Raw genomic sequence first — 25,731 nt, 5'->3', positions numbered from 1 at the left:
CGGATTGAGAAAGACGCGAGCGGCGCGCTCAGCGCAGCAGCGGTTCGGGATCCACGCGCTGGCCGTCGTGCAGGACTTCCATGTGCAGGTGCGGGCCGGTGGCCTGGCCGCTGGCGCCGGAGCGGCCGATCGGCGCGCCGGCGGCGATGCGCTGGCCCTCGTGCACGTCGAAGTCCTGCAGGTGGGCGTAGAGCGTCTGCCAACCGTCGCCGTGGTCGAGCACCACCACCTTGCCGTAGCGCTCGCCCTCGGGGTAACGGTCGGTCGCGGCGACGACCAGCGCGGCGGCCGGCGCGTACACGCGGGTGCCGCGGCGGGCGGCGAAGTCGAGGCCGCGGTGCGGACGCACGCGGATGCCGCCGGTGACGCCGTAGCGGCTGGTGATGCGGGTATTAGTGAGCGGGACGGCGAGGGCGATGGATTCCGACGGCGCGTGCGGCCCGGCGTCCGGCGCCGCGCGAGCGGCGTCGTTCGCCTTGCCGGGCGGGGCGGCGGACGCTTTCGCGGATGCGGCCGCGATGTCTGCGCCGTGCGCGGCGACGGCGGCCGGAGCGCGGGCGGCGATGCGCGGCGGATCGCCGCCGGCGGCGGCCTGCGCCACGGCCAGCGCGCCGCAGCCGCCCAGGGCCAGCGCCACCAGCGCCAGGCGCGCGCGCGGGCGCAGGCGCGGCCGGTCGTCGCCGTGCAGCATGTGCTGCATGCGCAATTGGTGTTGGCCCGGATCGCGGCGACGGGTGAACGCGCTGGCGCCGGCCGGCGCGGCGCGGCCGACGGCCAGGCGCAGGGTGCTGAGATAGGCCTGCGCGCAGGCTCTGCGCTGGGCCGGATCGGCGCCGATCGCGGCGGCGTCGCAGCGCAGCTCTGCGGCCAGTTGCACGCGTCCGGCCAGCGCGCGCAGGAACGGGTTGAACCACAGCGCCGCCTGCACGAGCCGCATCAGCGCGGTGCGTTCGGGGTCGAGACGGCGCAGGTGCGCGGCTTCGTGGCGCAGCACCAACGCGAGTTGGGCGTCGTCCAGGTTCGCGGCCAGCGCCGCCGGCACGACCACGCTGCGGCGCGGCCAGCCCAGGGCGAAGGCGGTGGCGGCGTCGCGGCTCAGCAGCACCCGTACGCCGCGCGCGCGCAGCGCCTGCGACTCGCGCCGGCTGCGCGCGCCGCGGATGCGATCGCCGGCGGCGTGCGCGGTTCGCAGCGACCGCCGCAGCGCGAGGCTGTCGCGCAGCCAGCGCGCCAGGCTCCAGGCCACGCCGGCCAGGTACAGCGCGAGCGCCGCGCTCGCCAGGTCCACGACCGGTTGCGCTTCGAAAGCCTCGGCCGCTTGCGCCGGCGCGGTGGCGTCGGCGAACGCGTCCAGGCGCGGCAACGGCAGGCCGGACGGCAACGGCCAGGCCGGCGCGGCGGCGCCGCTGAGGTGCCAGATCGACGCGGCGAGGCTCGGCGCCAGCGCCAACAGCCACAGCGCCAGCCAATAGCCGAACGCGGCGTGGGAAATGCGCAGGCGGCGGTGCGCGGCGCCGCCCAGGAACCAGGCCAGCGCGCCGGCGAGCAACTGCGCACCGGCCTGCGCCAGCCAGAACCCGGCGTCCGCCGCGCTCATCGCGGTCGCTCCGGATCGGCGTCGCGCAGCATCGCTTCGAGCTGTTCGAGTTCGCCCTGGTCGAGCAAGCGGCTGTCGGCGAAGGCCTGCATCGGCAGCGGCCCGTCGATCTCCAGCACCCGGCGGGCGAAGTCGGCGCTGAGGGCGGCCAGGGTCGGCAGCTTGGCTACCGCGGCGTGGAACACCAGCAGCCCGTGGTGGTCGGCGCTGGCGATCAGGCCCTTTTCGAGCATGCGGTCGAGCGTCTTGCGGGTGGACGAATACGACCACTCCAATTGCTCGCCGACCGCGTTATGCAGTTCGCGCGCGCTCAGCGGCTGTTGCCGCCACAGGCATTTGAGCAGTTCCAGTTCGGCGTTGGACGGGCGTGGCGGCATGGCGGCGGTCGGGTGTGGATGTCGTGTCGCCAACATACGACACTTGTCGCATGCGCTCAAGCGGTACGGCGATGCTGGCCATTGCGGCATGGCGCCGGGGGCGGCGGCGCGGTTGGCTCCCGACCCAGCCGCGCGCTGGTGGGAGGCGATGGGCGATGTGCGCGTAGTTCGCTCGACGGCGGGCAACCCGACGCAGGGTTGCTCGCGCGGCCGGTGGCGATCGGAGAAGGGGCCGGACGGGCGAACGGTCGCCGCTGCGCCGCGGGTTCAGTCGACCGCTTGCTCGGCCTGCACCGAGAACAAACGCCACCGGCCTTCGCGCTGCTGGTACGACAAGCCGATGTTGCGCCGCTCGCAGCCGCGGCCGGGGCCGTCGCTCGCGGGCAGGCAGAAATAGACTTCGAACTCGGCGCCGTCGCTCCAGCCGTCGGTGAACTCGATGCGCTCCAGCCGGGCCTTGCCCGGAACCGTGCCGGTGGCCTGCAAGGTGGCGAAATCTTCGCGCACCTGGCGCTCGGATACGCTGGGCTTGCACGCGGCGAGCGCGGCGATGCAGGCCAGCGCGGCGGCGAGCGGGCGGGCGAGGCCGGGTGGGGCGCGGAGGTGGCGACGGTCCATGTCGGGCGCGCAGCGGAAGCGGCCTCCCTGGCCGCGGGAAGGCGATCATTCGCGATGCGCGCGGGGAACGCAAGCGCGTCGCGCGGCCGGATCGCGCGACGGCGTTCGCGTTTTCGCCATCGCCGCGGCGTAGCGCTGCGAGTGCGCGGGAGGCGGCCGGCGGCGCGGTCGGATTGCGTCGCGGCGGGCGCCGATCGCTGCGCAACGAGCTCGGGCACGCAGCGGTCCGGGTCGAGCCTGGCGGCACGCTCGCGGCTCGCGGCCGGCGACGTTGTCGGTTTTACGCGGCGGCGCGCCGATCGTCGCGTAACGGGCGTAGCGCAGTGTTCGGACCGCGCGCGCGGCGCGAATGCGGACCGCCGCGCGAGCGGATGACAATCGGCAGGGGACGCGGACGGCCGCGCTGGCGGAAGCTGCCTCGCCGATCCGCGCCCGGCCTGGAACCTTCGCATGCTGCCTCGCCTGCTCGCCTCTGTCCTGGTGTTCGCCGCCGCGCTCCTGGCCGCCGCGCCCACGCGCGCCGCGCCGGTGGACACGCTCGATCTGGCCGTGCCGCAGATCCCGGCCCCGGTCGCGGTGGAAGGCCGTCAACGCCTGCTGTACGAGTTGCACCTGACCAACTTCGGCGCCGCGCCGCTGCGGCTGCAAGCGTTGAGCGTGCTCGACGCGAACGATGGCGCGGTGCTGGCGTCCTGGCGCGGCGACGCGCTGGCTGCGCGCGGCCGGGTCGTCGGCGCGCGCGATGCGGCGCTCGGCGATGCGTTGCAACCGGGCCAGCGCGCCGTGCTGTTCCTGGAACTGGACCTGCCGGCGCCGATGCCGAAGGCGCTGCGCCATCGGGTCGAGTTCTCCGCGGCCGCCGCCGCGCCCGGCGGCGCGTCCGGCGCGGCCGATTCCGGCCAGGTCGAAGGCGCGCAAGTGGCGCCTTTGCCGGCGGCCTCGCTGCGGTTGGCGCCGCCGCTGCGCGGCGGGCCGTGGGCGGCGGTGTACGCGCCGCAATGGCCGCGCGGGCATCGGCGGGTGTTCTACGCGCTCGACGGCCGCGCGCGCCTGCCCGGCCGCTACGCCATCGATTTCGTCCGCGTCGACGCGCAGGGCCGCACCGCCCGCGGCGACGCCGATCTGGCCGCCAACGCGCTCGGCTACGGCGAGCCGGTGCTGGCGGTGGCCGATGCGGTGGTCGCCGCGGCGCGCGACGGCATCGGCGAGCGCGCGCGCGTGTCCGCGCATCCGCGCCACGACTTCGACCGCGCGCCCGGCAATTACGTGTCGCTGGCGCTCGGCGACGGCCGTTATGCGGTGTACGAGCATCTGCAGCCGGGCAGCCTGACAGTCCGCGCCGGCGAGCGCGTGCGTCGCGGACAGGTCATCGGCGCGCTCGGTTTCACCGGCGATTCGACCGGCCCGCACCTGCATTTCCATGTCGCCGACGCCGCGCCGCCGCTGGCCGGCGAGGGCGTCGGCTACGCCTTCGAGGCGTTCGGCTTGCTGGGGCATTACCCGGGCGCGAGCGGACTCGGCGAACGGCCGTGGCAGGCGCGCGATAAGGCGGTCGCGGAGCGGCGCCGCGACGAGTTGCCCGAGTCCAACGCGGTGATCGAGTTCGCGCGCTGAGTGCGGCGTCGGCGCGGCCGTTGCGAGCGAGTATTGCGGCGGTTCGCTCGTTGCAAGCGGGGTCGGCGGTGCCGGCGCGAACATTGCGGGACCGATCCATGGCGAGGCGCGGCTCTTGTGGGAGGGGCTTCAGCCCCGACGCCTTTCGATCCGGTAGCCGCGCGCGGATACAAAAGCGTCGGGGCTGAAGCCCCTCCCACAAAGGCATCGGGCTGAAGCCTCTCCCACAAAGATATGGCGCCGAAGCTCATCACAAGAGCATCGCAGCCGAAGCCCGCTTCCGTAACAGCCCGCGACGCAGGCTCGCCACGTGCGTTTCAAGCCGGCATCAGTCCCGCCTCGCGATCCAGCACCGCCGCGCTCCCCGGCACCGGCAGGCGCCCGGCCAGCAGATCGCGGCCGCGTTGGCCCGGCGCCATGACGATGCCGGAGCACACCAGGAAGAACCGCTCCAGCGCCAGCGACACCACGTTGATCACGCAGAAATGTCCGGGTTCGTGGTGGTTGATCGCGTAGTGCAGGTCGATGCCGCGCGCGCGCAGGCGCGCGGTCAGCAGTTCCAGCAACGCGGTCGGCGGCAGCGGCGCCGGCGCCTGGAAGTCCCAGCGGCGGCGGCGCAGGCGCGTGCGGTCGATCGCGAACACCGCGCAGTCGCGCAGTTTCGGATAGGCCGACAAGGCGTTCAGCACGGCCTGCGAATAGCCGGCCAGCCGCGGCTGCAGCTGCGGCAGTTCCAGCGCCTGCACCAACTCGGTGATCGCGCGCATGGCGGCGTGTTCGGGGTACAGCGAGGCGCCGTAGCCGCAGGGATGGATCGATTCGCCGTCGCGCAGGTCGCTGGCGGTCGCGATGATGCACGGCACGCCGAGGTCGCTGGTGGCGTCGATCAGCACGATCTCGCGCTGCAACTGCGCCTCGGCTTCGCCCAGGCGCCGGGCCAGCGCCGGCGGCAGTTCCTGCGCCGGCAGCAGGTAGCCGTGGGCGGCCGGATCGCCGAGGAAGTGCCCGACCAGGAACAGCGACCAGGCATCGCGTTCGATCAGTTCGCCGATCGCGTGCACCGCGGCCTCGGCCAGGCTGCTGCCGATCGCGGTGCCGTTGTTGGAGCCGAAGCGCAGGGCGCTGGCGTAGTCGAAATCGTCCTGCGGCGCGCGCCAGTCGAGATAGGTGGGGTAGGACAGGAACAGCGGCAACACCGCATCCGGCTCGCCGGCGGCGAAGGCGCGGTAGCGGCGGCAGGCGAGCCGGCGGTCGGGCTGCTGGGCGAAGGCGGCGCGCACCGGCAGTTGCGCCAGCAGCGGATCGGCCAGGCAGTCGGCGCCGCTGCGTAGGCTCAGCACGGCGTGCGCGGGCGCCTTGCCGGTGAACAGGTGTTCGACCGCTTCGAACAGTGCGCCGACCCGCGACGGGTCCGCCTCGCCCTTGCCGAAGCCGTTGCCGAGCAGGCGTCCGTCGGCTTGGTCGTAGAGCGAGCAGATCGTCGCCGCGAACGGCGCGCCGACGCGCTCCAGTTCGGCGCGCCAGCCTTGCGCGTCGAGGAAATCGCGCATGGCGCGTTCGGCCTCGTCGAGGCTGCGTTCTCGTTCCAGGGGAATCATCGGCTGCGCTCTCCCTCGCGCTGGATTCGCCGCGCGCGCCGCCTGCGGCGTCGGTGCGGCGGCACGCAGGCGCGCCTGCATGCCGCCGCCGCGCCGGCCCGGGCCGGTCGCGCTGTTGCCGGCTTACTTGGCGTGCGCTTCCAGGAAATCCAGCTCGTCGGCGGTGATTTCCGGCTGGACGTCGTGGGCTTCCAGGGTCGACGTCGGTTCGATCAGACGCACGCCGCTCTTCACGATCAGCGGCATATCGATGGTCTTCTTCATGTGCTCCCTCCAATGGTCGATGGGTTGTTCCTTCGTGCCACAGCGCAGCGGGCCGTTGCGGGCCTGCGCCCTCCCGGCGGCTGCCGCTCCTCTATACCAAAGCCGCCCGCGGCCTGCGGGGCGGACCGTGGAATCTGTGATGCAAAGGCGCAGTGCGTGATCGCCGCGCGCATTCAGCCGGGCGCGGGATGTGATGTCAGTCGCGCCGACGGCCGAACGCCGCGTAGGCCAGGACCGCGGTCAGCACGCACAGCCCGATCACCACGCTGAGGAAGCCGTGCGGATTCTCGGCCAGCGGGATGCCGCCGACGTTCATGCCGAACAGGCCGGCGACCAGGTTGATCGGCAGGGCCACCACGGTGACGACGGTGAGGACGAACAAGGTGCGCCCGGTCTGCTCGTTGACCAGCGCCGCCAGTTCTTCCTGGATCAGCTTGACCCGCTCGACCAGCGCGGCCGAGTCGCCGATCGCGGTGGAGAATTCTTCCGCGGCCTGTTGCAGGTCGCCGATGTCGTCGCGGCCGATCCAGTCCGGCGGGCGGTTGAGCAGCCGGAACAGCGCGGTCGGTTCCGGCGCCAGCAGCCGCTGCAGCCGCACCAGGCTGCGGCGCAGCGCGCCGAGCTGCTTGCGGTCGGTGGCGATGCGGTTGTCGAGCAGGCGGTCTTCGATCCGGTCGACCTGCACGGTGCACTTGCGCAGGATCTCGCCGAGCACGCTGGCTTGGTCGCGCAGCAGGTGGGCGAGCAGTTCCACCGGCGAACGGAATACCTGGCCCGAGCGCACCGCCGCGCGCAACTGGTCGACCGAGCGCAGCGGGCGCAGCCGCGCGCTCACCAGCAGGCGCGGACCGATGCACAGGCTGGTGGTGCCGACCTCGGAGGCGTCGAAGCTGGAATCGAACAGCACGTCGTGGACCACCGCGATCAGCGCGTTGTCGTCCAGCTCCAGCCGGGTCGAACCGACCTCGCTGCGCAGGCTGTCGTAGAACGCGTCGGGCATCCGCAGCGCGCGGCGCAGGTAGCGTTCGCTGCCGGTGTTGGACAGGGAGAAGTGCAGCCACAGGAAGCCGCGGCCGTCGCCGTCGGCGGGCGCTGCCAGGAACGCGGTGACCGCGTCGGTGCTGATCGGTTGCGCCGGCTGGCCCGGGACGAAGCGGTAGCCCCAGATCAGGCCGTCTTCGTTGGAACCGTAGCTGGCGTCGGCGATGCGCATCGGGAGCGGCGATCCGGGCGGTGCGGGAGGAACAGGCCGTCTACGCTAGCCGAAAGCGGTGGCGGCGTCATGGCGGGCGCGCAGCGTCCCGCATTCGTGCGGCGGCGCGGGCGCGGCCGTCGCCCCGCGCGGGCCGGCGGCTGCGCGGCGTGGGTGGCTCAGCAGCGGCCGTCGCCGGTGTAGCTGCTGCCTTGCTTGCGCACGCGCAGACCGTCGACGCAGCGGAACTCGACCGGTTCGGGCACCGGCGCCGGCAGCGCCGCGGCTTCGCCGGCCGGCGCACCGGCGCGGCCGGGCGCGGTGTGCGCGGCCGCGGCGCCGCGCGCGGCCGGCGCTCGCATCTGGAACAGATAGACCAGGGCCAGGACCGCGGCGGTCAGCGCCAGCGCCAGGCTCACGATCACGCTGGGGCTGAGCAGGGCGCGCAGGCCCGCCGGGTCCGGGAGCGATTCGCGGCGGGCGTCCATGCGGCGGGTGTCCGTGGTGGGGTGGCGCCGAGCATACCCCCATGCGAGGGCGGCAGTGGGGGCGCAGTGGGCGGGCCGTGGGTCCGATGCTTTCCGTTGCGCGATGGAGCTTGGCAGCGGCCGGACCCAAGAGCGTCGGGACTGAAGTCCCTCCCACAAGCCTCATGCAGTCCGCGAAAGACCTGTGGGAAGGCCTTCAGGCCCGACGCTCTCCGCTCCGACGCGATGCCGCTTTCGAAACCGCTCCCGCAACCACTCAGCGCGGCGGATCCGCCGCCGGCGCCGGCTTGCGCAGCCGCAGCACCACCGTGGCGAGCACCCCCGCGACCATGCCCCAGAACACCGAGCCGATCTGGAACGCGGTGAAGCCCGACGCGGTGACCAGGAAGGTGATCAGCGCCGGATCGCGTTCCTGCGGGTCGCCCAGCGCCGCGGCCAGTCCGTTGCCGATGGTGGCGAGCAGGGCGATGCCGGCGATGGCCATCACCAGCGCCTGCGGGAACGCCGCGAACGCGGCGGCCACGGTCGCGCCGAACACGCCGGTGAGCAGGTAGAACACGCCGGCGGCGACCGAGGCGAGATACCGCTTGCGCGGATCTTCGTGCGCGTCCTCGCCCATGCAGATCGCGGCGGTGATCGCGGCCAGGCACAGCGCGAACGCGCCGAACGGCGCGAGCAGCAGGTTGGCCGCGCCGGTCCAACCGATCAGCGGCGAGGCCGGCGTGTCGCGGTAGCCGTGCGCGCGCAGGATCGCGATGCCGGGCACGTTCTGCGAGGCCATGGTCACCACGAACAGCGGGATGGCGACGCCGACGGTGGCGGCGAGCGAGAACCGCGGCGTGGTCCATACCGGCATCGCCACCGCCAGTTGCAGCTTGTCCAGGTGCAGCCCGCCCTGCAGCGCCGCCACCGCGATGCCGACCGCCAGCGCGACCAGCACCGCGTAGCGCGGCAGCCAGCGCCGCGCCAGCAGGAAGCCCAGGAACATCGCGAACACCAGGGCGAAGCTGTGCTGCATCGAGGTGAACACGTTGAGGCCGAAGCGCAGCAACACGCCGGCCAGCATGCCCGCGGCCAGGCTCGCCGGCAGCCGCGCCAGCACCCGTTCGAGCCAACCGCTGAAGCCTAGCGCGACGGTCAGCGCGGCGCTGATCACGAACGCGCCGATCGCTTCGGCCAGCGGCAGCCCGGCCGCGCCGGTGATCAGCATCGCCGCGCCGGGCGTGGACCAGGCGGTGACCACCGGAACCTTGTAGCGCAGCGACAGGCCGATGCAGGTGATGCCCATGCCGAGCCCGAGCGCCCACATCCACGACGCGATTTCGGCCTCGTCGGCGCCGCTGGCCTGGGCGGCGGAGAACACGATCGCGGCCGAACTGGTGAAGCCGACCAGCACCGCGACGAACCCGGCGACGACGGCGGACAGGGACAGATCGCGCAGGTGCGGCATGCGGACGCCAGGGCAGGGGGGAGGCGACATCATGCGGCATCGGCCGCGTCGGCGGCTGTGCGTCGGCGGTGGTTTTGGCCGGGGGCGCGAGGTGCGGGTCGCGCGAGGCGGCCCATGCGTGCAGCCGTCGCGATGCGCGGGGATCGGGTCCGCCGCCCCGGCCTGCAGCGAGGGCGGGCCGCTGCGGTTGGGCCCCGCGCGCAAGCGTCGGCCAGCCGGACCGATGCGTTCTCATCCAGGCGCTCCGGAAGCCGGCGCCGAACTCACATTTGTCACATCCATCGGCGCCGCGCTTGCCGCACTATCGGCCTTCCTCCAGGAGAGATGCGCATGGCCACCGCCAGCCGATCCAAGACGCCCGTCGCCAAGACCGCAGTCAAGAACAGCGCAGCGGCCAAGGCCGTGGCGAAGAAGGCGCCGGGCAACGCCGGCGCGGCCGGCAAGACCGCGGCGGCCGGCAAGCCTGCGGTCGCCAAGCCTGCCGCGAGCAAACCTATCGCGAGCAAACCCGCTGCCGCCAAGTCCACCGCGGCGAAGCCGGCTGCCGCGAAGAAACCCGCCGCCGCGGCTAAGCCAGCTGCCGCGAAGAAACCGGCCGCACAAGCGCCGGCGGTCGCCGACAAGGTCAAGGGCCCGGCGTCCTATTTCCCCTCGATCGAGAAGACCTACGGCAAGCCGGTCGCGCACTGGTTCGCGGCCATCGACGCGCTCGGCGCGCGCAAACACATGGAACTGGTGGCCGAACTCAAGAGCGCGCACGGCCTGGGCCACGGCCATGCGAACGCGCTGGTCGCCTATCGCCTGGCCCAGGCCGGCAAGGCCTAAGCGGTCCGGCGGCGACGCGCGAGCGCGCCGCACCGGTTCGTGTCCAGGACTCAGCGCTCGGAACTCAGGGCAGAACCAGGATGTCGGTCCAGTCCGAGGCGGTCTGCGCGCGCAGCGCCGTGCCCAGGCTGGGGAACGGATCGACGAAGGCGCGGCGCTTGAGTTCGTTGAGCGAGATCAGCGAGCAGGTCGGGGCGGTGCTGTTGACGCACCAGTAGGCACCGGCGACCCCGGCCGAGGGCACGTACACCGCCTTCCAGGTCTGGGTCGGCACCACCACCGCGCCGCTGGCGATGGTGGTGTTCATGTTGTCGAAGTCCGGGCCGGTGACGACGTACGCCGCGTCCCATTCCTTGGCCACGGTGCGCACGATGTTCTCGATCTTGGCCCAGCTGCCGCGATTGAGCTTGCCGGTCTGCGGCACGATGTTGGCGACCGAGAAGGTCTCCTTCTGCGCCGGCGTGGTCGAGGCGTCGCCGGCCGGCATCATGTGGCCGCGGTCGTAGCCGCTGTTGGTGTAGCTGGCGTGCTTGGTCGGAAAGCCCGGCTCGCTGAAGAAGCTGGAGTCGATGCGGCTGATCGATTCGGCGCCGATCACCTTGGCCCGGGTCAGGTGCTGGGCCGACCACAGGTTGGTGCCGGTGACCTTGGACGCGTACAGGTTGTAGTCCTGGTAGCAGATCGACACGGTCTGTTCGTTGAGGTCGGCATTGCTCAGCACCGGCTTGCGGCCGCTGGGGTACTGGTCGTTGTGGGCGCTGGTGCAGGTCGCGGCGAGCGCGGCCGGGGCGGCGAGGGCGAGGACGAGCGCGGTGGCGAGGCGGGCAACCGGGGGCATGGCGGAGAATCCGATCAGGGCGGGAGGCGGGACAAAAATTCCACGTCCAAGGAACGGATGCGTTACAAAAAGCATGCCGCGTCTGTGTTTCGCGACGCAGTCACGGTTTTGGTTCATGCCTCGGGCGTGCCGGTTGGGCTGCTCTACCGTGCCGTATTCGTGTCAGCGGCGTTCAGCGGCCTGCTTCTCGCCGATGCGTCGGGCACGACGCAGTTGCAGGCAGGCTTGCCGCCGACCCAGCGGCGCCGCGGTTGCGTATTGGCGGCGTAGCCGCGTTTTCGCGGTCGCGGCTTGCGCCGCTCCTACAGGGGGCTGCGGCGGCTGCGTATCCGACTGTAGGAGCGGCGCAAGCCGCGACCGCGAAACACGGCTACGACACAAGCCGCGCTATCGAAATGCGCTCCTCAACCCGCCGCTCCCTCAACCCGCCGCCGCGAACAACCGCTGCAGCGAGCGCTGCTTGCCGAGCAGATCCGCGACCGTGTAGCCGTCGAGCACCTCGAAGAACGCGCGCATCGCCCGGCCCAGGATCGGCGGCAGCCCGCAGGCCGGCGCGATCAGGCAGCCGCCGCAATCGACCAGGTCGACATGGGCCTCGGTATGCCGCACCACCTCGCCCAGGCCGATGCGCTCGGCCGGCCGGCCCAGCCGGATGCCGCCGTTGCGCCCGCGCACGGTCTCGATGAAGCCGGCCGCGGCCAGGTCCTGCACCACCTTGGTCAGGTGGCTGTGGGAAATGCCGTAGGCCTGGGCGACCTGGGCGATGGAGGCCAACTCGCCGGCGTGCGTGCCCAGGTGGATCAGCACGCGCAGGGAATAGTCGGTGTACAGGCTCAGCTTCATCGGCTCAGTGTCGTCGGCGGACGGCGCGGCGGGGTGCGGCGATCGGTCGCGGCATGATAACAGTCATTTTCTTTGCATGTTTTAGTGGTGCGAAATATCATGCATTCGTGATGAATGTTTAAGCCGAAGGGCGGGAGGAGCGCGCGATGCGCAGCTTCGAAGGATTGGACGAGGCCGCCTTGACGGCCTTGGTCCGCCGTTTCTACGCGGCGGTGCGCGCCGACGCCGAACTCGGCCCGGTGTTCGCCGCCGCGGTCCGCGACTGGGACGAGCACGAGCGCCGGCTGATCGACTTCTGGACCTCGTCGATGCTCGGCAGCGGCCGTTATCGCGGCAATCCGGCGCAGTCGCACCTGGATCACGCCAGCCGGATCCGTCCCGAACTGTTCGCGCGCTGGCTGGCGCTGTGGCGGCGCTGCAGCGAAGAGGTCCTGCCGCCGGCCCAGGCCGCCGCCGTGCAAGAGCGCGCCGCCCGCATCGGCGGGCACCTGCAGCGCCTGCTGGCGCAGGCCTGAGCGCGTCGTCCGAAATTTTCCAAACCCGAGGAACCCAAGCATGAGCACCCCGCTGAGCGAGGCCACCGTGGCCGTCGTCCGCGCCACCGTGCCCGCGTTGGCCGCGCACGGCCACGCCGTCACCACTGCGATGTACCGCCGGCTGTTCCGCGACGAGCACATCGCCGCGCTGTTCAACCACGCCAACCAGGGCGGCGACAACGCCCAGGCGCACGCCCTGGCCGGGGCGATCCTCGCCTATGCGCGCAACATCGACGACCTGGGCGCGTTGTCGGCGGCGCTGGAGCGGATCGCGCAGAAGCACGTGGGCTACCACATCCTGCCCGAGCACTACCCGTTCGTGGCCCGCGCCTTGCTCGGCGCGATCGAGGACGTGCTCGGCGACGCCGCCACGCCGCAGGTGCTGGCGGCGTGGGGCGAGGCCTATTGGCTGCTGGCCGATCTGCTCAAGCAGCGCGAGGCCGAACTGCGCGGCGAACTGGCGCACGCGGTCGGCGGCTGGAGCGGCTGGCGCGAGTTCGTCGTCGCCGGCAAGCGGATCGAGAACGCCGCCGCCGATGCGCCGATCGCCTCGTTCGAACTGCGCCCCGCCGACGGCGGCGCGGTGATCGCGCACCGGCCCGGCCAGTACCTGACCCTGCGTTATCCGGTGCCGGGGCAGGGCCGGATCAAGCGCAATTACTCGATCTCCTGCGGACCCAACCGCGAGGCCTACCGCATCACGGTCAAGCGCGAAGCGCACGGCCACGGCGGCTCGCGCCATCTGCACGATGCGATGGCGATCGGCGAGCGCATCGAGCTGACACCGCCGGCCGGCGATTTCTTCTTGCCCGATGCGCCGCCGCGGCCGGTGGTGTTGCTGTCCGGCGGCGTCGGCCTGACTCCGATGGTGAGCATGCTCGAAGCCATCGCCGCGCGGCACCCGCGACTGCAGGCGCATTACGTGCACGGCACCGCCGACGGCGCCAGTCACGTCATGGCCGCGCACGTGCAGGCGCTGGCGCGGGCCCATGGCGCAATCCACGTCAGCACGTTCTATGCCCAACCCGGCGCCGGCGACGCGCTCGGCCGCAGCCATCAGCGCGAGGGCCTGATCGATGCCGAGTGGCTGCGCGCCAACGTGCCGCTGTTCGAGTCCGACGTCTATCTGTGCGGCCCGCGCCCGTTCCTGCGCGCGCTGGTGCCGGCGCTGGCGCGCGCGGGCGTGGCGGACGAACGCGTGCACTACGAGTTCTTCGGGCCCAGCGACGAACGCCTCGCGGCGTAGCGGATGCGCGGGAAGTCGGAGCGCCGACGTTGAACCGATGCACGGACGCGGTCTTTTCCTCGTCGCCGTCATCGGGTACAAGTGTCGGCGTCGGGCGCGCAGGGGGGCGCCGCGGTCTGTAGACCGCGTCGCCGCGCCACGGTCATGGATGTCTTCGCCGCATAAGGATCAAGGAGTTTTTCGTGCGTTCCTGCGTTCTTCCTTCCCGCATTCTCTCCCTGCTCGTTCTTGCCGCGCTGGCGTCCGGCTGCGGCCGCGACAACGACGCGCCGGCGGCCTCCGCGGCCGCGCCCGGCGGCACCCGAACCGCCGCGCCGGCGGCCGCGCACGCCGACGAGGCCGGCGCCGACAGCGACGTGCAGAAACGAGCCGACGCCATCGCCGCGCAGTTCCCGCCGATCCCGGTCATCGTGGTGCCGGAGATCCTCGGCGTCTCGCCCGCGCAGCGCGCGCTGGAATCGGCGATGGCGCCGGTGCTCGATCCCATCGCCGGGGTCAGCGTCTCGCCCGCGCGCTGCGGCAGCGATGGCGTGTTGTTGAACGATGCCGGCATCACCAGCGTCGATGCGCAGGGCAACCTGAGCCGCAACGGCGATGCGGGCATCTTCAAGATCGCCGCCGACGGCAGCGGCACCGCCAACTACGAAGGCGGCCTGATCACCATCAACGCCGACGGCAGCGGCAGCATCAACGGCGATGGCCGCGACGAAGACGGCGAGGGCGGCGCGCTGGTGCGGGTGGAGGCCGACGGTTCGGGTTCCTACAACGGTCCGGCCGGCGTGATCGCCCTGGACGGCAAGGGCGGCGGCAGCTGGAACGGCGACAGCGGCCTGATCCGCAACAACGGCGACGGCAGCGGCACCTGGAACGGCCCGCAGGGGCTGGTGACGATCAACAACGACGGCAGCGGACGCTGGAACGGGCCGCTCGGCATCGTGGTGGTGAACGGCGACGGCACCGGCAGCATCGACACCCCGGCCAAACCGGTGAAGCTACCGCCGCTGCCGAAGGTCGCGCCGGCCGGCCGCTTCCCGCCATTGAAGAAGTTCGCCCCGCCCGGCGCGCCTTGCGGTTACCTGATCACCCTCAACGACCGGGTGCTGTTCGACTTCGACAAGGCCGACATCCGCAGCGACGCGGCCAAGGTGCTCGATGCGCTCGCCGCGGCGCTCAAGGACGTGCGCAGCACCGGCATGGAAGTCGGCGGCCACACCGACGCCAAGGGCAGCGACGACTACAACCAGGCGCTGTCGGAGCGGCGCGCGCAGGCGGTGGTGGCGGCTTTGCGCGAGCGCGGCGCGGCGCAACAGGCCACGGCCAAGGGTTATGGCGAAGCGCGGCCGGTGGCGCCGAACGAGATCGGCGGCCAGGACAACCCGGGCGGGCGCCAGCTCAACCGGCGGGTCGAGATCTTCGTGCGGACGTGAATATCGGCGCCATCGAACGATGGCGCATCGCAACGACTTCCCCCGCGATAAGCAGTGAGGTGAACATGAGAATCGCCAGCGTATCGATCCTGTGCATCGGTTTGGCCCTGCCGTTGAGCGCCGCGGCCGCGGATTTCAGCCTGGGCTACGAGGTCGACCGGGTGCCGGCGGCGCAGTTGAGCGTGCAGGCCTGCAACGCGGCGATCGGCCGCGGCGCGGCGGCGCTGGGCTATGTCGTGCGCGCCAGCCAGGACCAGAAGACCTTGTCGTTGCATGTGTCCGGTCCGCGCCAGGAAGGCCGCTCGCTAGTGGCTTATTGCATCGCCGCCGGAAACCACACGGCGTGGGTGGTGCAGGCCTTCGACTATTCGGGGCCGGGGCTCAGCGAGCCCGGCGTCATCGCCAAGAAGGTCGCCGGCGAGATCCGCAAGGCGATCAAGCCCGCTGCGCGCTAGCCGGCGGGCAATGCGAAGCGACTGAGCAGGAGGCGCTTCGAGCCCGCTGCCCTGCGATGCGGCCAAGCCGCGGGGTGGGAGGGCCTTCACAGTCCCGATGCCCTTCGACCGGATGGCAGCATCGGCAGCGGCGGATTCCCGCCGCAAACGCCGCCGCCCCGGTCCATTCGGCGCCTTCGGCCGCAAAACGGCCGAATCGCGCCGGCGCCGACCTATACTGGCCGCCCCGCGCCGGCCCGCCGCGCGCCTTGTCAGCCTCGAGCCGCCGCCAGAGGAGTCCTCCTCCCTCTGCCGGAAGCTCTCGCCGTGCCTGTCGAATCCCGCCTTTCTCCCGTGTTCCCGCCGCGTACGCGCGGCCTGCCGCGCACTGCGCTCGCCGCCGCCCTGGCAGGCGCGCTCGCGCTCGCCGCGCCCATCGCCGCCTGCGCCCAGGACGCGACCGCCAACCCTGCGCGCGATCCGGGGCAGCCCGACCCGACCGATCTGGACAAGATCGAAGTCAAGGCCAACCAACTCGGCACCCTCACCGAAGGCAGCGGTTCCTACACGCCCGGCACCATCGCCACCGCGACCCGGCTGGTGCTGACGCCGCGGCAGACGCCGCAGTCGATCAGCGTCATCGGCCGCCAGGAGATGGACGACTTCGGCCTGACCGGCATCGACGATGTCATGCGGGTCACGCCCGGCATCAGCATCGTCACCTACGACAGCGAGCGCACCGAGTACTACGCGCGCGGCTTCGCGATCCAGAACTTCCAGTACGACGGCATCCCGATGCAACGCGATTCGGCGTTCTCGGCCGGCAACACCCTCAGCGACACCGCGATCTACGACCGCATCGAAGTGCTCAAGGGCGCCACCGGCCTGCTGACCGGCGTCGGCGACCCGGGCGCGACCATCAACCTGATCCGCAAGAAGCCCACGCGCGCGTTCAAGGGCCAGATCGGCCTGGGCGCGGGATCATGGGACGAGTACCGCGGCGAGATCGACGTGTCCGGCCCCTTGAGCGAGAGCGGCCGGGTGCGCGGTCGCGCGGTCGCGGTGCGCCAGGACAAACACGGCTACAGCGAGCGCTACCAGCGCGACACCTCGGTGCTGTACGGCATCCTCGAAGCCGACCTCGGCGACGACAGCCTGCTCACCGTCGGCGCCGATTATCAGAACAGCGACCCGCGCGGCTCCAGTTGGGGCGGCATTCCGCTGCTGGATGCCGACGGCGGGTTCTACCGGGTGCCGCGCTCGTTCAACAACGGCGCCGACTGGAGCCGCTGGCGCCAGTACACCCGCACCGGCTTCGCCACCCTGGAGCATCGCTTCGGCGACGGCTGGATCGCCAAGCTGCAGCTCAACCATCAGGTCAACGGCTACGACGCCGCGCTCGGCGCCGCTGCCGCGGGCCATCCGGACCCGCGCGACGGCAGCGGCGTGTCGCTGTGGCTGGGCAAGTACGTCGGCGAGACCGTCGCCAACGCCGCCGACGCCTACCTCAGCGGCCGCTTCGGCTGGTTCGGGCGCGAACACGAGGTGGTGGTCGGCGCGAGCGTGTCGCGCAAGCACTGGACCGGCACCGGGTATTTCGCGCCGGCCGACTATCCGCAACAGGTGGCCGACTACCGCCGCTGGAACGGCGACATCGCCGAACCGGCCTGGCAGCACGGTTTCGACAACGACCAGGTGACCCGCGAGAGCGGCGCCTATGTGGTCGGCCGCTTCGACCTGGCCGATCCGTTCAAGCTGATCCTCGGCAGCCGCATCGCCAACTACAAGACCGACGGCATCGACGAGAGCGGGGTGGTGGTGCCGTACGCCGGCGCCGTATACGACCTCAACGCCTACCTGTCGGCCTATGCCAGCTACGGCACCATCTTCAAGCCGCAGTCCGAGCAGGACGAGCGCGGCCGCGCGCTCGATCCGCGCGAAGGCGAGAACTACGAACTGGGCTTGAAGGGCGAGTTCTTCGACGGCCGGCTCAACGCCAGCGCCGCGCTGTTCCGCCTGGACCAGGACAACTATCCGGTGCCCAGCGGCGGCAAGACGCCCACCGGCGGCGACGCCTACCGCGCCCTGCAGGGCGTGCGCACCGAGGGCTACGAACTGGAGCTGTCCGGCGAGCTGCGGCCGGGCTGGCAGGTCCAGGCCGGCTACGCGCACAAGGTCGCGCGCCAGAACGGCGCCAAGGTGTCCACGCTGGAGCCGGAGGACCAGTTCAGCGCGCACAGCAGCTACCGCTTCGATGGCGCGCTCGCAGGATTGACCGTCGGCGGCGGCGCGCGCTGGCAGAGCAGCAGCTTCGGCCCGGTCGGCGCGCCCGGCGGCGGCACGGTCGAGCACCGCACCCGGCCGTACTGGCTGCTCGACGCGATGCTCGCCTATCGTTTCGACGAAAAGCTATCGGCCTCGCTCAACGTCGACAACCTGCTCGACAAGCGCTACTACACGATCTTCGACGTCTACAGCACCTACACCTGGGGCGAGGCGCGCAGTGTGCGGGTGTCGGCGACGTATCGGTTCTGAGCGGATAGCGGCGGCGCGGGACGCGCCCGCGCCGCCGGTGCCGTGCGATCAGCGCGTCGGCGGCGACAGGTCGAGCACGTCGATGAACCCGTTCTCGGTCACGCAGGTGGCGTTCATGCAGGCGCGGGTGTAGGTCGGCAGGGCGCGCACGCGTTGCTCGATGCAGGTGACCAGCAGGAGCACCGATTCGCTTGCGCCGGCGGGGACCGGCGTGGTCTGTTCGATCGTGCAGCGATCGTTGTCGAGCGAGGTCTTGGCCGAGCCGGTACCGCCGGTTTCGCTGGAATAGCCCGCGCCGCCGACGGCTTGGAAGTTTTCTCCGCGCGGCGCAGCGCCGCCGGGCGCGGCGGCGTGGGCGAAGTCGTCGGAGGCGTCCGCGCGCGCCGCGTCCTGGCCTTGGGCGGCGGCGTTCGCCGGCGGCCGCGGGCTCGGATGGAACAGACCGTCGACGACGACGCCGGGCGTGCCGGCCGCGTCGGCGGGCAGCGTGCAGGCCAGGCTGCCGGCGGCGTCTGCGCCGCCGAGCACGGTGTCGCCGGCGGCGGGCACGCCGCCGACGAGTTCGCACATGCGTTCGTGGTAACGCCGGGCCGGCGTCGCTTGCCGGTCGTAGCGGTAGACCAGCGCGCCGTCGGCGCGGCGGGTCAGGACCTGGGTCGCGACCCGACTGCGGTCTTGCGCATCGATCCAGCGCACATCGCGTTGCAACGGCGCGGTGGAGGGCGCCGCGCCGGCCTGGGCCGCGGCGAGGATCGGAAACATCGTGAGCGAAGCGAATGCGAGCGTTTTCATGGCCCTGTCTCCTTCTGGGGCTTGGGGGAGGACGTTCTGTCCGCATCGCCGCCCGTCGTCGTCGAGCGCGCGCACGATGCCGCCCGACCGTAGCAGCCGCCGGCCGCGCGCGAGCGTGACTGCGGTGCGCGGCGCCGCGTGCGCCGGTCGCGTTCCAGAGCGGAGGCGGGATTCGGCAAAGTCGGCCGCGCGCGGGCTAGCCTCGCCGAACGCGCGGTCGTTTCGCGCCGATGCCGCCGGCGCCGTCGTTCAAGGCTGCGGCGCCGGCCACTGCATCTCGCCCTTGACCACCTTGGCGCTGAGCTCCAGCGATGCGGTCTCGCCGAGCTTGGGATAAGCGGCCTGCATCGCCGCGATCAGCTGCTTGGAATCGCTGGCCTTGGCCGCTTCGCGCTCGAAGCGTTCGATGTACGCGGCGGTGAACTCGACCGCGTCCAGGCCCTTCGGCATCGGGCCGAGGAAGTGGCCGGGGATCACCTTGACCGGCTTGAGCGCGCGGATGCCGCGCAGGGTCTGCAACCACGCCGCGCGCGAGGCGGCGGTAGCGGTGTCGGCCATGAACACGTGGCCGCCGCTGGACACCACCACGCCGCCGGCGACGGTCTTGAGCGAAGGGATCCACAGGTAGGTGCGCGCCGGGTCGGGGCCGCGCAGGCCTTCGATCTTGAGCGTGCGGCCTTCCAGGGTCAGCGTGTCGCCCTGCAGCGGTTCGGGCGCGACCAGGCGCTTGGGCGCGTTGTCCTTGAGCACCGGCCCCCAGTAGGCGAGCTTGCCGTCCATGGTCTTGCGGATCGCCGCCACCGTTTGCGGGGTCGCGAGGATGCGCGCATCGGGGAAGGCGTCGCGGATGACGTCCAGGCCGAAGTAATAGTCCGGATCGCTCTGGCTGATGTAGACGGCACTGAGCTTCTTGCCGGTGGCTCGGATCTTCTCGACCAGGGCCTGCGCATCGGCGCGCTGGAACTGGGCGTCGACCAGCAGCACGTCGCGTTCGCCGATCACCAGTTCCGACGACACCGGGAACACGCCTTTCTCGCCGGGGTTGTAGACCTCGATGCGCAGCGGCGTGGCGGCCGCGGCGGGGCCGGTCAGGGCGGCGAAGGCGGCGATGGCGAACAACAGGCGCGCGGTGGGGACGGCGGACATGGCGGGACTCCAGACGGGGGCGGCATCAGGCTAGGGCGGCGGCGGTGTCGGGCATAGCCCGTGAGGCGAACCGGTTCGTTGCGCGAACCGGTCGAATCGGCGATGCGGCACGCACGGTGCGGGCGAGCCGCGGATGCCGCGCGGCGCCGTCATCCGCGTCCCGTAACAGGCGTCACATCGCCTGCAGTTCCGCATCCTGGTTCTTCTGCGCGGGCATCGGCGCGGGCGACACCGCAGCCGGCGGCGGCGAGTCCGGTTGCGCGCCGTCGACCGGCACCTCCAGGTACGGCAGCCGCAGGGTCTGGCTGGTCATGCGCCGGATCTGATTGGTCAGCGCCGCGCTGTCGTTGAGCTTGCGCCCGTACGACGGCACGATCAGTTTCAGCTTCTCGCCCCAATCGCCGGCGACCTGCTGCGGGAACGCCTTGGCCATCAGTTCGAGCATGATCGGCGGCGAAGTCGAAGCGCCCGGCGAGGCGCCGAGCAGCGCGGCGATGCTGCGGTCCCGGTCGATGACGATCTCGGTGCCGAACTGCAGCACCGGGCCCTTGACCGGATCGCGCTTGATCACCTGCACGCGCTGGCCGGCGGTGACCAGGGTCCAGTCGCTGCGCTTGGCGGTGGGGAAGTACTTCAGCAGCTCGGCCTGGCGGTCGTCGTCGTTCAGCTGCGCCTGGCTCATCAGGTATTTCACCAGGTCCAGGTTCTCCGAGCCGACGCTGACCATCTCGCCGAGGTTGTCGTGATTGACCGAGGAGTACAGGTCGAACCACGAGCCGTGCTTGAGGAACTTGGTGCTGTACAGCGCGAACGGCCCGAACAGGATCACCGGCTTGCCGTCGAGCTTGCGCGCGTCCAGGTGCGGCACCGACATCGGCGGCGAGCCGGTCTCGGCCATGCCGTAGGCCTTGACGCGGTGGCGGTCGGCGATCGCCGGCGCGGAGAACGCCAGGAACTGCCCGCCGACCGGAAAGCCGGCGTAGTTTTCGGCTTCGGGAATGCCCGACAGCTGCAGCAGCTTGAGCGCGGCGCCGCCGGCGCCGATGAACACGAAACGGGTCTTGACCGTGGTTTCCTTGTCGCTCTTGAGGTCCTTGACGGTGACGTTCCAGGTCTTGTCGGCATTGCGGCGCAGCGCGGTGACTTCGTGGCCCAGATGCAGGCCGAAGTTGCCGCTGCGCTCCAGGCCTTGAGCGAGCTGGCGGGTGATCACGCCGAAATTGACGTCGGTGCCCAGCGGCATGTAGGTGGCGGCGACGTGCTGCTTGGGATCGCGGCCTTCCATCAGCAGCGGCGCCCACGTCTTGATCTGCGCCGGGTCGTCGGAGAACTGCATGCCGTAGAACAGCGGATTCTCGACCAGCGCGTCGCGGCGCTTGCGCAGGTAATCGATGTTGTCCTCGCCCCAGACGAAGCTCATGTGCGGGGTCGGATTGATGAAGTCGCCCGGCGCGCCGAGCCGGCCTTCGCGCACCTGGTGCGACCAGAACTGGCGCGCGACCTCGAACTGTTCGGCGATCTCCACCGCGCGCTTGGTCTCGACGCTGCCGTCGGGCCGCTGCGGGGTGTAGTTGAGCTCGGCGAAACCCGAATGCCCGGTGCCGGCGTTGTTCCAGCCGTCTGAGCTTTCCTCGGCCACGCCGTCGCGGCGCTCGTACATCTGCAGCGTCCAATCCGGCTGCAGTTCCTGCAGATACGTGGCCAGGGTCACGCTCATGATGCCGGCGCCGACCAGCACCACATCGACCGGCTTGTCGTTCGCGGCCGCCGGCACCGAGCGCTGCCACAGCGGCCAGTACAGGAACAGGCCGCCGCCGACCGCGAGCGCGACGATCAGCAGCAACAGGGTTTTGCGGAATTTCTTCATGACGATGGAATGCGCGGGGAGGGGAGGACGCTCGCGGCGCGCCGGGGCGGCGCGCGCGAACGGCTCCCCGTACATGATCCCAGCACCGTCATGGCTGCGTGAAAGAGCCGCCGGACCGCAACCGCTTGCGCGCTGTCGGAGCGGGCGCTTTGCCGCGATGGGCGGGAGCGTCTGTCAGCGTCGGTCGCGGCGCTGCCGCGAGCGAACCGTCGCGCTACAGGGTTTCCAGGAACGCGGTGATCGCTTCGAGTTCGGTGCGATGCAGATCCAGCCGATGCAGCAGCGGGTCGGGTTGCGGGAACAGCGGGTCGCCGACCTGCTGTGGCGACGGCTGCGGGCGCGGCATCCCGGCGTTGTAGAGATTGACCACGCCGCGCAGCGTGGCGAAACGGCCGTTGTGCATCCACGGTCCGGTCTTGGCGACGTTGCGCAGCGAGGGCGTCTTGAACTTGCCGCTATCGGCCGGGTCGCCGGTGACTTCGTAGCGGCCCAGGTCCTGCAGCTTGCGCCCGTAGAAATGCAGGCCCAAATTGTGGAAGCCGTCGTCGCTCAAGGTCGCGCCGCTGTGGCAGTTCATGCAGCGCGCGCGAGTGCGGAACAGGTGCAGGCCCCACAGCTGGCGGTCGTCGAGCGCGCCGCGGTTGCCTTCCAGGAAACGGTCGAAGCGGTTGAAGCGCGGCACCAGGCTGCGCTGGAAGCCGGCCAGGGCCTGGGCGGTGCGGGCCAGGTCGATGCCGGGCGAACCGAAGGCCTGCGCGTACTGCCGGCGATAGCTGTCGTCGCGGCGCAGCGCGCGCAGCACCGCCGCCGGGCGCGCGGCCATCTCGCGCGGATCGGTCAGCGGATGCAGCACTTGTTCCTCCAGCGTGGACGCGCGCCCGTCCCAGAACAGGTGCGCGGCGAAGCCGCTCATCGCCACCGACGGCGCGTTGCGGCGGCCGCGCTGGCGGTCGTGGCCGAACGGCACGCTGCGGCCGTCGCCCCAGCCCAGTTCGGAATCGTGGCAGTTGGCGCAGGCGATCTGGCCCGAGCCGGACAGGCGCGGGTCTTCGAACAAGCGCTTTCCCAGCGCGACCTTGGCCGGGTCCGGCGGATGGCCGGGCGGATGCGGCGCCTGCCGGGGCAACGGCGCCAGCTCCGACCAGCGCGCGCCCGGATCGGTCAGCGGCCGCGGCCACTGTTCGATCGGCAGGGCATAGACGCGGCGCAGGCAGTCGCGGTCGATCTGCGCGCCGCCGGCGTCCAGGCGCCGGCGGCATGCGTCGAGGTCGGCGCTATCGGCGCCATCGTCGCTCGGCGCCACCTGCACCGCCTGCGCCGCGCTCGCACCGGCCCACAGCAGGCCGGCGAACGCGGCGGCGAACAGCAGCGCGGATGCCGCCGCCACGGCCAGGTTCGCCAGCCAGCGCTTGTCGCCGCGCATCGCGCTCAGAACCGGTAGCCCAGTTCCAGCCAGTACGAACGCCCCGGTTCGTACACGGTGGTGGTGGCGGTGGCGCTGCTGATCAGGTTGGAGCGGTTGGTGAGGTTCTGCGCTTCCACCCGCGCGTAGGCCTGCTGTTCGTGCGGCAGGCGCAGGGTCCATTCCACGCTGCTGTCCCAGGTCCAGGTGTCGGGGTAGGCGACTTCGTCGATCACCGAGATGCTCTTGCCCTCGAACACCTCGCGCCCCAGCGATTGGCGCCCGCGGTAACCGCTGCGGTAGCGCAGGAAGTTGCTCCACAGCAGTCCGATCGATTCGAACCGGGTCTGGCTGGCCAGGCGCGCGCTCCACGGCCGGTTGAACGAGGTCGCCGGCAGTTCGTTGGCGCGCATCAGCTTGCCCTGGTAGCGGACCCAGTCCTCGAGGGCTTCGGTGTAGGCGGTTTCGTAATCGTTGTAGTTGCGGCGCACGTCGGTGTAGTCGAACGCGGCCTCGGCGCTGGTCGCCACGCTGCCCCAGCGCAGCGGCCGCGACGGCGACACGCTGGCGGTGTAGGTCTGGCTGCGGCTGCGGCCGCGGTTGTTGTAGCGGTTGACGCGGGTGTCGTAGAAACCGCTGTCGTCCAGGTTGAGGATGGTCTCGCGCAGTACTTCGTCGCGGTTCTCGCGGCGCACGTACTTCAGGCTCAGGTCCAGCCCGGCCCAGCGCTGGTTCCAGCCCAGCGCCAGTTCGTCGCTGTAGGGCACGCGCAACTTGTCGAAGCGGTAGTCGGCGGGCGAGGTGCGCACGTCGCGCCAGATCAGGTCGGCGCCGCGGCGCTGTTCCAGTTGCAGGCGCTCGCGGCCTTCGCGCAGTTTGTAGGCGAACAGGTTGCGGCCGTAGTAGCGGTTGACGCCGGCGGTGAGCAAGGTGTCGCGGTCGCCGAACACGTCCCAGGAGGTGGCCAGGCGCGGCGCGACGGTGGTGCGGCCCATCAGGCTGTCGCCGTCCACGCGCACGCCCGGGCGCAGGCTCCAGCGGCCCAGGCGGATGTCGTCCTGCGCGAACAGCGCCCACTCGCGGTTGTCGACGTTGAAGGCGCCTTCGCGATAGACGTTGCGGCGGGTGAAGTACTGGCCGCGGCCCTTGATCACGCCGCTGGCGGTGGTCTCCACCGGCGACAGCGAGCAGCCGTCGCGGTCGAGCGTGCCGTCGCTGGCGGTGCAGGTGCGGGTGGCGGCGGGGTTGAGGTAGCTGGAATGGTCGTTGAGGCGGTGGTAGTCGGCGCTGCGGTCGCGGTATTCCAGGCCGAACTGCAGGCGGTGCTCGCCGTTGCCGAGCCGCACCGGCTCGCGTTCGAGCACGAGCTTGTAACCGAGGTTGCGGTTGCGCTGGTCGATGTTGCCCCAACTGCCTTCGGCGCTGAGCGTGGTCACGCCCCAGTCCATCTCGCTCGAACGCGCCCAGGATTTCCAGTAGTCGGTCTGGCTGCGGCGCGAACTGTCCAGGTCGCTGTAGCTCAGGGTGTTGCGCCAGGTCCAGTCGCCGCGCTGGTAGTTGACCCGCAGGCTGGCCACCGGGCCGCCCTGTTCCAGGTCGTAGTAGCCGTTCTTGGCGTTGGCGATGAAGTAACGCTCGTCGGTGGGCGCGTAGTTGACGCTGGCGCTGACTTCCAGGCCCTCGCCGTCGCTCCAGTCCGCGCGCAGGCTGGCGCTGGTGTTCTCGCGCACCTGCTCCTTTTCGTTCTCGTCGCTGACGCTGTTGCGGCCGGAGGTATAGCCGCGCAGCGGGATCACCGAGCGCAGCCGCGACACCGTGCCCGACAGGCCCAGGCCGTTGCGGGTGCGGCCTTCCAGGGTGGCGCGCAACTGGTACTTGTCGTAGCGCGGCTGCAGCGATTCGGTCGAGGACTCCTCGAAATTCTGCAGCGCCGGCGCGGCGATGTGCATCTCGTTCCAGACCGAGCGCTGCATGCGCATGACCACGCTGCCGGAGAACGCATCGCGCGCGCGCCGGCTCTCGGCCTCGACCACGCCGCCGTTGAAGCCGCCGTAGGACGCGGGCACGTTGCTGTCGTAGACGGTCAGCGTGCCGATCTGGCTGGCGTCCAGGGCGATGCCCTGGGTGTGGCTGGGGACGTCGATGATGCTCGCCGCCAGGGTCGAGCCGCCCGGCGCGGTGTCGTTGTTGAAGCCGGCGCCGTCGAGCACGAACGCGTTCTGGTAGTACAGGCCGCCGTTGATGCTGATGTCGGCCGGGCGGATCTCGCCCATGTTGCGCGAGGTCGCGGCGGTCTCGTCGAACTGCACGCTGGGGTTGATCCGCAGCAAGGTGCCGATGTCGCCGTTGCCGCGGATCTGCTCTTCGATGTAGCGGCGGTCCATCGTCATGCCTTCCTGGTACGGAAACAGGCGCTGGCCGATGACCTTGAGCGGATCGTAGGTGTAGATGGACGGCGCCGGCGCGGCGGAGGATGCGTCGGCGGCGACGGCAGAGGAGGGCGAAGCGGCGGCGGAGCGTTCTTCGGCGTGCAGCAGTCCAGCCGACAGGGCCAGGCCGATGGCCAGGGTCAGGCGATTCATCGAGTTCTCACGGTGGGATTACCGGCTTCCGGGCGGAAGTCGGTGCTGCTGGCGTGAGAA

At 71.3% G+C, this 25,731-nt stretch carries 23 protein-coding genes and 2 pseudogenes; 9 read left to right on the top strand and 16 right to left on the bottom strand.

The annotated features are described in order from the left end of the window. Window positions 1–28: 28 nt before the first annotated feature. From JHW41_RS13520 to JHW41_RS13510, 3 genes are all read right to left on the bottom strand, one after another. Window positions 29–1,597 carry a M23/M56 family metallopeptidase gene (locus tag JHW41_RS13520; protein WP_250442616.1) on the bottom strand — a complete coding sequence of 523 codons (1,569 nt, stop codon included), beginning with the start codon at window positions 1,595–1,597 and terminating at the stop codon, window positions 29–31. Then, window positions 1,594–1,974 carry a BlaI/MecI/CopY family transcriptional regulator gene (locus JHW41_RS13515; RefSeq protein WP_250442614.1) on the bottom strand — a complete coding sequence of 127 codons (381 nt, stop codon included), beginning with the start codon at window positions 1,972–1,974 and terminating at the stop codon, window positions 1,594–1,596. Before JHW41_RS13515 ends, JHW41_RS13520 begins: the two co-directional genes overlap by 4 nt. Before the next feature lie 267 nt (window positions 1,975–2,241). Further along, window positions 2,242–2,592, bottom strand: a complete 351-nt coding sequence (locus JHW41_RS13510) for a hypothetical protein (RefSeq protein ID WP_057947500.1) — start codon at window positions 2,590–2,592, stop codon at window positions 2,242–2,244. A gap of 450 nt (window positions 2,593–3,042) precedes the next feature. Here JHW41_RS13510 and JHW41_RS13505 point away from each other — a divergent pair, with 450 nt between their 5' ends. Both JHW41_RS13505 and JHW41_RS26985 read left to right on the top strand, forming a co-directional pair. Next, window positions 3,043–4,206 (top strand): M23 family metallopeptidase, encoded by a 1,164-nt coding sequence (locus JHW41_RS13505; protein ID WP_250442612.1) that lies wholly within the window; start codon window positions 3,043–3,045, stop codon window positions 4,204–4,206. Then, window positions 4,207–4,374, top strand: a pseudogene (locus JHW41_RS26985) (hypothetical protein); the annotation flags it as partial. Here JHW41_RS26985 and JHW41_RS26980 read toward each other — a convergent pair. The 6 genes and pseudogenes from JHW41_RS26980 to JHW41_RS13480 all read right to left on the bottom strand — a co-directional run. Further along, window positions 4,320–4,457, bottom strand: a pseudogene (locus JHW41_RS26980) (DUF6053 domain-containing protein); the annotation flags it as partial. The pseudogenes JHW41_RS26985 and JHW41_RS26980 sit on opposite strands and share 55 nt — an antisense overlap. 66 nt (window positions 4,458–4,523) lie before the next feature. Continuing rightward, window positions 4,524–5,804: a YcaO-like family protein gene (locus tag JHW41_RS13500; protein ID WP_057947502.1), complete on the bottom strand. Its 1,281-nt coding sequence runs from the start codon at window positions 5,802–5,804 to the stop codon at window positions 4,524–4,526. Between the two features lie 123 nt (window positions 5,805–5,927). Further along, window positions 5,928–6,068, bottom strand: a complete 141-nt coding sequence (locus tag JHW41_RS13495) for a hypothetical protein (RefSeq protein WP_157490371.1) — start codon at window positions 6,066–6,068, stop codon at window positions 5,928–5,930. A 196-nt stretch (window positions 6,069–6,264) separates the two neighbouring features. Continuing rightward, complete coding sequence (locus JHW41_RS13490; protein ID WP_250442610.1) at window positions 6,265–7,281, bottom strand: transporter; 1,017 nt, start codon at window positions 7,279–7,281, stop codon at window positions 6,265–6,267. 158 nt (window positions 7,282–7,439) lie between these two features. Next, the gene (locus tag JHW41_RS13485) at window positions 7,440–7,748 is read right to left on the bottom strand and encodes a hypothetical protein (protein ID WP_250442608.1); all 309 of its coding nucleotides are present in this window, start codon (window positions 7,746–7,748) and stop codon (window positions 7,440–7,442) included. 256 nt (window positions 7,749–8,004) lie between these two features. Beyond that, window positions 8,005–9,198 (bottom strand): benzoate/H(+) symporter BenE family transporter, encoded by a 1,194-nt coding sequence (locus JHW41_RS13480; RefSeq protein WP_250442606.1) that lies wholly within the window; start codon window positions 9,196–9,198, stop codon window positions 8,005–8,007. Between the two features lie 654 nt (window positions 9,199–9,852). On the opposite strand from JHW41_RS13480, the gene JHW41_RS13475 reads away from it, so the two are divergent. Continuing rightward, window positions 9,853–10,023: a DUF4287 domain-containing protein gene (locus JHW41_RS13475; protein ID WP_250451008.1), complete on the top strand. Its 171-nt coding sequence runs from the start codon at window positions 9,853–9,855 to the stop codon at window positions 10,021–10,023. 64 nt (window positions 10,024–10,087) lie between these two features. On the opposite strand, the gene JHW41_RS13470 is transcribed toward JHW41_RS13475, so the two are convergent. Beyond that, complete coding sequence (locus tag JHW41_RS13470) at window positions 10,088–10,861, bottom strand: DNA/RNA non-specific endonuclease (RefSeq protein ID WP_057947507.1); 774 nt, start codon at window positions 10,859–10,861, stop codon at window positions 10,088–10,090. A 57-nt stretch (window positions 10,862–10,918) separates the two neighbouring features. Here JHW41_RS13470 and JHW41_RS13465 point away from each other — a divergent pair, with 57 nt between their 5' ends. After that, a complete protein-coding gene (locus JHW41_RS13465; RefSeq protein ID WP_250442604.1) occupies window positions 10,919–11,131 on the top strand; it encodes a hypothetical protein in 213 nt (70 codons plus the stop codon). Window positions 11,132–11,281: 150 nt separating this feature from the next. Here JHW41_RS13465 and JHW41_RS13460 read toward each other — a convergent pair whose 3' ends face one another. Beyond that, on the bottom strand, window positions 11,282–11,704 hold the full coding sequence (locus tag JHW41_RS13460; protein ID WP_057947508.1) for an Rrf2 family transcriptional regulator: 423 nt from the start codon (window positions 11,702–11,704) through the stop codon (window positions 11,282–11,284). A gap of 146 nt (window positions 11,705–11,850) precedes the next feature. On the opposite strand from JHW41_RS13460, the gene JHW41_RS13455 reads away from it, so the two are divergent. The 5 genes from JHW41_RS13455 to JHW41_RS13435 all read left to right on the top strand — a co-directional run bounded on the left by JHW41_RS13455 (window position 11,851) and on the right by JHW41_RS13435 (window position 17,882). Next, window positions 11,851–12,219 carry a group III truncated hemoglobin gene (locus tag JHW41_RS13455; protein ID WP_250442603.1) on the top strand — a complete coding sequence of 123 codons (369 nt, stop codon included), beginning with the start codon at window positions 11,851–11,853 and terminating at the stop codon, window positions 12,217–12,219. 40 nt (window positions 12,220–12,259) lie between these two features. Continuing rightward, window positions 12,260–13,486, top strand: coding sequence for an NO-inducible flavohemoprotein (gene hmpA / locus JHW41_RS13450; RefSeq protein WP_250442601.1), 1,227 nt, complete (start codon window positions 12,260–12,262; stop codon window positions 13,484–13,486). A 182-nt stretch (window positions 13,487–13,668) separates the two neighbouring features. Beyond that, entirely contained in the window at window positions 13,669–14,913 is a 1,245-nt protein-coding gene (locus JHW41_RS13445) for an OmpA family protein (RefSeq protein WP_428995367.1), read from the top strand. Window positions 14,914–14,978: 65 nt separating this feature from the next. Beyond that, the gene (locus JHW41_RS13440) at window positions 14,979–15,368 is read left to right on the top strand and encodes a DUF6180 family protein (RefSeq protein WP_250442599.1); all 390 of its coding nucleotides are present in this window, start codon (window positions 14,979–14,981) and stop codon (window positions 15,366–15,368) included. Between the two features lie 306 nt (window positions 15,369–15,674). Beyond that, on the top strand, window positions 15,675–17,882 hold the full coding sequence (locus JHW41_RS13435; RefSeq protein ID WP_250442597.1) for a TonB-dependent siderophore receptor: 2,208 nt from the start codon (window positions 15,675–15,677) through the stop codon (window positions 17,880–17,882). Window positions 17,883–17,930: 48 nt separating this feature from the next. Here JHW41_RS13435 and JHW41_RS13430 read toward each other — a convergent pair whose 3' ends face one another. The 5 genes from JHW41_RS13430 to JHW41_RS13410 form a co-directional block, all read right to left on the bottom strand. Then, window positions 17,931–18,674 carry a hypothetical protein gene (locus JHW41_RS13430; RefSeq protein ID WP_057947512.1) on the bottom strand — a complete coding sequence of 248 codons (744 nt, stop codon included), beginning with the start codon at window positions 18,672–18,674 and terminating at the stop codon, window positions 17,931–17,933. A 249-nt stretch (window positions 18,675–18,923) separates the two neighbouring features. Further along, window positions 18,924–19,820 carry an MBL fold metallo-hydrolase gene (locus JHW41_RS13425; protein WP_057947513.1) on the bottom strand — a complete coding sequence of 299 codons (897 nt, stop codon included), beginning with the start codon at window positions 19,818–19,820 and terminating at the stop codon, window positions 18,924–18,926. A 172-nt stretch (window positions 19,821–19,992) separates the two neighbouring features. Beyond that, window positions 19,993–21,687, bottom strand: a complete 1,695-nt coding sequence (gene mqo / locus JHW41_RS13420) for a malate dehydrogenase (quinone) (RefSeq protein ID WP_250442595.1) — start codon at window positions 21,685–21,687, stop codon at window positions 19,993–19,995. Between the two features lie 214 nt (window positions 21,688–21,901). After that, on the bottom strand, window positions 21,902–23,110 hold the full coding sequence (locus JHW41_RS13415) for a cytochrome-c peroxidase (protein ID WP_250442593.1): 1,209 nt from the start codon (window positions 23,108–23,110) through the stop codon (window positions 21,902–21,904). 5 nt (window positions 23,111–23,115) lie between these two features. Beyond that, a complete protein-coding gene (locus tag JHW41_RS13410) occupies window positions 23,116–25,671 on the bottom strand; it encodes a hypothetical protein (protein WP_250442591.1) in 2,556 nt (851 codons plus the stop codon). Window positions 25,672–25,731 lie beyond the last annotated feature (60 nt).

Origin of the sequence: Lysobacter enzymogenes (assembly GCF_023617245.1) — a bacterium.
Classification (GTDB): domain Bacteria; phylum Pseudomonadota; class Gammaproteobacteria; order Xanthomonadales; family Xanthomonadaceae; genus Lysobacter; species Lysobacter yananisis.
This window is presented reverse-complemented; position numbering and strand designations above follow the sequence as displayed.